General features: G+C 46.3%; 1 protein-coding gene. It reads left to right on the top strand.

What is annotated here, in order from left to right; genetic code table 11:
- Positions 1 to 142: 142 nt before the first annotated feature.
- The gene (locus tag QT990_RS35630) at positions 143 to 1,891 is read left to right on the top strand and encodes an ABC transporter ATP-binding protein (RefSeq protein ID WP_333144320.1); all 1,749 of its coding nucleotides are present in this window, start codon (positions 143 to 145) and stop codon (positions 1,889 to 1,891) included.
- Positions 1,892 to 2,255: the final 364 nt, after the last annotated feature.

The following is a 2,255-nucleotide window of genomic DNA, read 5'->3' on the forward strand; positions in this document are numbered from 1 at the left end:
TTCCTTCTTCCTTCTTCCTTCTTCCTTCTTCCTTCTTCCTTCTTCCTTCTTCCTTCTTCCTTCTTCCTTCTTCCTTCAGCATCCATCCGTTACATCCGTTACAAAATCCGCTGCCGAACCTTCTTCCTTCTTCCTTCTTCCTATGGCTCGTTATTCTCGACTGCAAAAACTCGGCTCTTATATGCGCCCGCACTGGAAACCAACATTCTGGGGCATTTTTTCGCTATTGGTTGTCAATGCTGTGGGCGTTTACATTCCCCTGCTGATTCGGAATGCAGTTGACACTCTCCAATATGCGACTAAATTTGACCAAGTTTTCAACTTCGTGGCACTAATTCTGATTCTCGCCTCAATTATGTGGGTGATTCGGATGGCGTCGCGGATTTTGCTGTTTGGCGTCGGGCGTCAAGTCGAATTTGACCTCAAACAGCAAATATTTAACCATTTATTAACATTAGAACCGTCTTATTTTGCCGCCAATACGGTAGGGGATTTAATTAACCGCGCTACTTCCGATTTGGACAATATTCGGCGCTTGGTGGGGTTTGCGGTACTCAGTTTGGCGAATACGGCATTTGCCTATGCTTTGACTTTGCCGGTGATGCTGGGGATTAATGTAAGGTTGACGCTGTTTGCGATCGCAGTTTATCCTTTAATGCTGGTTTTGGTACAGTTATTTAGCGACAAACTTCGCATCCAACAGTTAGCCGTGCAAGAGGAATTGTCGGCGATGAGCGATTTAATTCAGGAAGATATGAGCGGGATGTCCGTAATAAAAATCTACGCTCAAGAAGAAAACGAACGCCGAGCTTTTCGCAATTCCAACGCGCAGTTGCTATCAGCAAATTTGGAATTAGCAAAAACTAGAAACTTTATTTTTCCGCTGCTGGGCGGTTTGGCAAGTATCAGTTTGTTGGTGCTGCTTTCTGCGGGTGGCGGGGCAATTGCTAATGGTCAAATTAGCATTGGCGATTTTGTGGCGTTGCTGATTTATGTCGAGCGCTTGGTGTTTCCGACGGCGCTGTTGGGTTTCACAATTACGGCTTACCAGCGGGGAGAAGTGAGTGTCGATCGCATCGAATCAATTCTGACTGTGGAACCGCAAATTAAGGATACTGCCGATGCAGTTGAACTGGCAACTCCAGTCAAAGGAGAAATTGTGGCTCGCCATCTAAATTATACTTATCCGGGTGCTAAGACACCCGCGCTTAAAAATGTTGATTTTACCATAAAACCGGGCGAAACTGTCGCAATTGTTGGGGCGATCGGATCGGGAAAATCAACTTTAGCTAATGCACTGCCACGCTTGCTAGATATCGATCCGGGCGAGTTATTTTTAGACGGACAGGATATTACTGAGGTAAAATTGAGCGAATTGCGCGGGGCGATCGCCTACGTTCCGCAAGAAAGTTTTCTGTTCGGCACTACCATCAAGAATAACATCCGCTACGGAAACCCTTTAGCGGAACAGCCGGAGATTGAAGTCGCAGCAAAACAAGCGCAAATTCACGCCGAAATCCTCAACTTCCCGCAACAGTACAAAACAGTTGTCGGCGAGCGCGGCATTACTTTATCCGGCGGACAGCGGCAGCGGACAGCACTTGCTCGCGCTTTGTTAGTTGACGCCCCGGTGTTAATTTTGGATGATGCTCTTTCCAGCGTTGACAATCAAACTGCTACCGACATTTTGCGAAACTTGGCAACGGGAACCGATCGCAAAACGGTAATTTTTATCTCCCATCAAATGTCAGCAGCGGCCAGTGCCGATCGCATTTTTGTGATGGAGAGAGGAGAAATAGTTCAGAGTGGCACTCACCTTGAATTGGTAGGGCAAACAGGGCTTTATCAGTATTTGTGGAACCAGCAAAAATTAGAGGAATTGCTGCATTGACAAGTGACAGATACTTTGAGTCATCTATACTTAGACCCTAAATAAGTAGATTGGTCAGAACTTACGCAAGTACGCTATATATAGCGCAATACGGTTCAGTTAAGAGCAATCTGACTTCTAAAAGATGCCTGTATTTCCCATAAAATCGTGAGGTTAAATTCGTCGGACAGCGTTAACTGAACCGTATTGACATATAGCGTGCTTGCGTAAGTCCTGTGGGAGTCGGAGTGATTTCGGGGATGACGGGATTGTTACATCTCTTTACATTTGGGTTTGGGACAGCTCGTATTCATAAAAATTCATACCGGATGCGGGAAACTCAGCGGCTTCAGCCCTGAGAGGTAAGCGACGCGGGGACTTCAGT

The sequence above is a fragment of the Microcoleus sp. T3_B1 genome (genome assembly GCF_036700445.1).
Taxonomy (GTDB): Bacteria; Cyanobacteriota; Cyanobacteriia; order Cyanobacteriales; family Microcoleaceae; genus Microcoleus.

Excerpts from the sequence above, each read along its gene's own strand:
- QT990_RS35630 (WP_333144320.1), top strand. The coding sequence starts at position 143 with ATGGCTCGTTATTCTCGACTGCAAAAACTCGGCTCTTATATGCGCCCG.